The following is a 2,488-nucleotide window of genomic DNA, read 5'->3' on the forward strand; positions in this document are numbered from 1 at the left end:
GTCCTGCTGAATTCAGTCGGAAGACCGGGTGAACAAGAATCCGAAGAAAGTTGTATCCGCCAATTGTTCCAAAATGTAGATGTACCGGTCATATGCCTGAACGATTGGATCGGATATGGGGAATCGCTCAGTTCCATGCTGCATCTCGTAGTAGCCGCTGAGTTGGTTAGCCAGGGGCCATTCGACCACACATCGGAGCGGTTGAGTGCTGTGTCTGGGATACGCTGGGGGAATGGCCTTGTTGTCAGTTCCTCGATAAATGGAAACTATGCAGCAGCTATCGTTAGTCGAATCTAATACAGGAAAGGTGGAGAACAGATGAACATCGTCAACTCGTTCACATTGGAAGAAATCAAAGGGGTTGTTAAGCAGAAGCTGCTAGTGGAACGACTTGAATTGGAGGATACGACAGCAGACGACATCGATGACAACATGCAACTGTTCGGTGATGGGCTGGGCTTGGACTCGGTAGAAGCGTTCGAAGTGATGGTCGGGATGGAGGAAGTATACGGGGTGCTCGTCGAAGGAATTCCAGCAGACGAACTGAAGCAGCACCTATACTCCGTCGAGACGATTGCGACATTCATTCAGTCCAGGCTTCGCGAAGGACAATGATTCCATCGAAGCAAGAACAACCTGGAGGGGGAGCATGATGCTGCTTAGTAATCGGATCGCAATCGTCACGGGCGCGACTAGGGGCATTGGCCGAGCAACGTTAGAACGGTTCGCAGCTGAAGGTGCTACTGTTGTTGGCGTATATGTGCACAATGATGATCTGGCTGCCAGGATAGAAGCGGACATGGCCCAACAAGGACATTCGGTCCGGTTTTATAAAGGCTCAGTCCACGACCGTGCTTTTGTCCGCCAGCTGATGAAGCAGGTGAAGGAGCAATACGGTCGTATTGACCTATTGGTCAATAATGCCGGAATCACGCAGGATAACTTGGCGATCATGATGTCCGCCGAGGAGTGGGATTCTGTATTCCGCACGAACTATGTGGGCACGCATTGCTGCTGCATGGAGGCTATACCCTACATGGTGGAGCAGCAATACGGCAAGGTGGTCAACGTGGTGTCTGTCAGTGGGGTATACGGTCGGGAAGCTCAGACGAATTATGCCGCCTCGAAGGGGGCCATTATTGGACTGACTCGCCTGCTGGCGAGACGTTATGCAACAGCTGGGATCTTATGCAATGCTATCGCTCCCGGGATGATTGAGACCGAGATGTCCGATCAAGTACCGCCTGAGAAGATGGACAACTTCTTGAGGCATACCCATGTGAATCGACAAGGCACAGCAGCCGAAATTGCCGCCTCCATCGTATATCTCGCAAGCGAATTATCCGATTATGTCTCGGGACAGGTGCTGAAGGCGGATGGCGGGTTTATGCATTGAAGATTGGCAGGAGACGGATCAGGAACGGAGGGACGCCATGACGCAGACCGCATTTATTACGAATGGCGATCAGCCGTTCAACCAGATGATTGCCCGACATTTGCTAGCAGCGACCAAGGGACTAGTGACGTTGCAATTCGCTGAACGGGAAGCGGCCGAAGTGTATACCGGAACATTGACGGAAGAAAGCCGGGAACGCTGCATGATCGTGTTAAGTTCATCAGATGACCCCCGTGAAGTTCAACAAACTATCGATCAATCTGTCGAAAGAATGGGTCGGCTGCATTTGTTCATCCATGGTCATGAATGGGAGGATGAAGAAGAGCAGTTGGCAACCGATCCGGACGAATTCGGGGAATCCATAGCACGTCGCTTTCGCACAATGTTCCTGTACAGCCGCAGTGCAGGAGCGTATATGGCGAGAAAGAAGGAAGGCAGCATTTTATTCCCGCTGTTGTGCGACACGCTTTATTACTCGGGCTATCCCAGTTCTCCAGTTACTAACCATGGCAAGATCTCGTTCATGAAGAGCTTGGCGAAGGAGTTAGCTCCATTTCGTGTCCGAGTGAATGCCATAACATTCGGTTACTACGCTAATCGCGAGGATGAGACAGTGTGGAAGGATCAGAAAAAGATGCTCGACATCTACGCCTTGAAGCCGTATGTGTCGGATCTGGAGGAAATGATTCCTTCCCTGGACCTACTCCTACAAACCCATCAATCGAAAGTAATGATAAGCGGACAGAACCTGCATATCGGCGCGGGTGTCGATACGATCTTGTAAGTCAATGTTGCAGCGAAAAAGGAGCTTCATGGTGCTAATCGGTGTAGGATTCGATCTGATTGAGATCGCGCGAATCGAGAAGAGAGTGAATAAGGACGCCGAACGGTTCTTGGGAAACTTGTTGACGGAGCAAGAACGTCAGTATGCGGCTTCCTTCCGAACTGAACGTCGTCGAGCCGAGTGGGTCGCCGGAAGATTCGCAGCGAAAGAAGCGCTCAGCAAGGCTCTAGGTTCAGGAATCGGCGGGCAATTGCGCATGACAGACATTGAGATTATGCCAGATGGCAGCGGGAAGCCGATTATTACGG

General features: G+C 51.2%; 4 protein-coding genes and 1 pseudogene. All 5 read left to right on the forward strand.

The genetic code is table 11. The annotated features are described in order from the left end of the window. Positions 1–297, forward strand: a pseudogene (locus AC1DWB_RS33540) (hypothetical protein); the annotation flags it as partial. A gap of 21 nt (positions 298–318) precedes the next feature. Then, the gene (locus AC1DWB_RS33545) at positions 319–615 is read left to right on the forward strand and encodes a phosphopantetheine-binding protein (RefSeq protein ID WP_477545419.1); all 297 of its coding nucleotides are present in this window, start codon (positions 319–321) and stop codon (positions 613–615) included. Positions 616–649: 34 nt separating this feature from the next. Beyond that, on the forward strand, positions 650–1,396 hold the full coding sequence (fabG, locus tag AC1DWB_RS33550) for a 3-oxoacyl-ACP reductase FabG (protein ID WP_477545420.1): 747 nt from the start codon (positions 650–652) through the stop codon (positions 1,394–1,396). Continuing rightward, positions 1,377–2,180 (forward strand): SDR family oxidoreductase, encoded by an 804-nt coding sequence (locus AC1DWB_RS33555; RefSeq protein ID WP_477545421.1) that lies wholly within the window; start codon positions 1,377–1,379, stop codon positions 2,178–2,180. The genes fabG and AC1DWB_RS33555 overlap by 20 nt, the downstream gene beginning before the upstream one ends. 28 nt (positions 2,181–2,208) lie before the next feature. Next, positions 2,209–2,488 (forward strand): holo-ACP synthase (gene acpS / locus AC1DWB_RS33560; protein WP_477545422.1); only part of this gene is annotated, 280 nt, incomplete at its 3' end.

The organism is Paenibacillus sp. P4_E11 (genome assembly GCF_056401635.1).

What these genes read in the sequence shown, in the direction of transcription:
- AC1DWB_RS33545 (WP_477545419.1), top strand. Translation starts at nt 319, where the DNA reads ATGAACATCGTCAACTCGTTCACATTGGAAGAAATCAAAGGGGTTGTT.
- fabG (WP_477545420.1), top strand. Translation starts at nt 650, where the DNA reads ATGATGCTGCTTAGTAATCGGATCGCAATCGTCACGGGCGCGACTAGG.
- AC1DWB_RS33555 (WP_477545421.1), top strand. Translation starts at nt 1,377, where the DNA reads ATGGCGGGTTTATGCATTGAAGATTGGCAGGAGACGGATCAGGAACGG.